Raw genomic sequence first — 2265 nt, 5'->3', positions numbered from 1 at the left:
GGAACCTACAGTTGTTATTATTGCCAGTGCAATTCAGCTTTATCCAGAAGAATTATATAAGACAGGCTTAAAATTAGTAACAGTTCCAACTCGTAGGAATGGACCAGAGATGGTTAATCCCAGAATTAAATCTTTAAATTATTTAAACAATATTATGGCCAGGATAGAAGCCAACCAGCAGGGAGCACCTGAGGCCATTATTTTAAATACCGACGGTTATGTAGCAGAGTGTACAGGAGATAATATCTTTATTATAGAAGAAGATACAATCACAACTCCACCAAGGTATGCAGGTATTCTTAAAGGAACCAAAAGAGAAGTTGTGCTCGAAATTGCAGCAGAGATGGGACTGGAAGTAAAAGAAGAACTCTTTACCAGACATGACCTTTTTAATGCAGCTGAATGCTTTTTAAGTGGAACTGCAGCTGAAGTTATTCCGGTAGTGGAAGTAGACGGCCGTAAAATTGGTGAAGGCAGTGTCGGCAGTAAAACAACCGAGCTGATTGCTAAATTTAGAAAAATTGCCAACTCTAGTGGTACAGAAATCTATAATGATTAAATAGAATAAAAAATAGTACTTTTCAAAAAGAAGTTAGCAGTAGGAGGAATAAAATGAGAAGTGATAAGATAAAAAAAGGTATAGAAAGAGCTCCCCATAGATCTTTACTCTATGCCCTGGGTCTTGATGATGATGATATAAATAAACCTCTGATCGGAATTGCCAATTCGGCCAATGATATAATTCCCGGTCACAAACATTTAGATAGAATTAAAGATGCTGTTGAACATGGAATTACAGCAGCAGGTGGAACAGCAATGAGTTTTGGTACAATAGGTGTCTGTGATGGAATAGCAATGGGCCACAGCGGTATGAATTATTCTCTGGCCAGTCGTGAAATTATTGCAGATTCAGTCGAAGCAGTTGTCAATGGACATCAGCTGGATGGATTAGTTTTAATCCCAAACTGTGATAAAATTGTGCCGGGGATGATGATGGCAGCAGCCAGATTAGATATTCCAGCTATTGTAATCAGTGGTGGACCAATGGAGCCCGGCAGCCACTGTGGAGAAGCAATTGACCTGCACAATGTCTTTGAGGCAGTTGGTTCTGTAACTTCTGGAGACATGGAAGCAGAAGAGCTGGATCAGATTGCACGCTCTGCCTGTCCGGGAGTTGGCTCCTGTGCCGGGATGTTTACAGCTAATTCGATGAACTCACTGGCAGAGGTTTTAGGACTGGCCTTACCTGGTAACGGAACTATTCCGGCAGTTAAAGCTGATCGGATCAGACTGGCCAAAGCAGCAGGTAGAGCAGTAATGAAGCTGGTTGCAGAAGATATCAAACCTTCTGATATTTTAACAGAGGAGTCTTTTGCCAATGCAATAACTGTTGATATGTCTTTAGGCTGTTCAACCAATACTGCTCTGCACTTACCGGCAATTGCTCATGAGGCGGGTCTTGAGCTTCCTTTAGATAAATTTAATCAGATTAGTGATCAGGTACCACATATCTGTTCCTTAACTCCGGCCGGTAAAAACCACATGGAAAACTTAAATTCAGCCGGTGGGATCCATGCAGTTATCAATGAACTGGTAAAAGGTGATCTGATTAATTTAGATACAGTCACTGTAACCGGCAGCTCATTAAGAGAAAATTTAGAGGTAATTAATTTTGTTGACCATGAGATAATTCGTCCTCTCGCTAATCCCTATCACGAGCGGGGAGGTCTGGCTGTCTTAAAAGGTAACCTGGCTCCAGAAGGTTCAGTTGTCAAAAGAGCAGCTGTAGCTACAAAAATGATGGAGCACCGCGGACCGGCAAGAATTTACAGCAGTGAAGAAGAATCAATTGCAGCTATTAATAATGGTGAGATTAAGCCCGGTGATGTGGTAGTTATTAAAAATGAAGGACCAAAAGGTGGTCCAGGCATGAGAGAAATGCTTGCTCCAACTTCTGCTCTGGCAGGAATGGGACTTGATGACAGTGTGGCTTTAATTACTGATGGGCGTTTCTCCGGTGCTACCAGAGGAGCAGCAATCGGTCATGTTTCACCTGAGGCAGCTGCCGGGGGACCAATAGCAGCTTTAGAAGAAGGAGATATAATTCATATCGATATGGATAAATTTATTCTGGAAGTAGAATTATCAGCAGAAGAATTAGCAGCCAGAATGGATAAAGTAGAACCATTTGTTCCTGATATTAGCGGTTATTTAAAGCGTTATTCAAAATTAGTTGGCTCAGCTTCTAAAGGAGCAGTCCTAGAT

Annotated in this window: 2 protein-coding genes; both read left to right on the top strand. The window is 41.5% G+C overall.

Annotated features, from left to right (window positions below; genetic code table 11):
• The coding region (locus CI949_RS19980) for an aminotransferase class IV (RefSeq protein WP_290769713.1) at positions 1 to 559 on the top strand (559 nt) is incomplete at its 5' end.
• Positions 560 to 612: 53 nt separating this feature from the next.
• A partial coding sequence (gene ilvD, locus CI949_RS19975) for a dihydroxy-acid dehydratase (protein ID WP_290769711.1) occupies positions 613 to 2265 on the top strand: 1653 nt, incomplete at its 3' end.

The sequence above is a fragment of the Halanaerobium sp. genome (assembly GCF_003070835.1).
The sequence above is the reverse complement of the archived record's forward strand: the minus strand, read 5'-3'. Positions and strand labels throughout refer to the sequence as shown.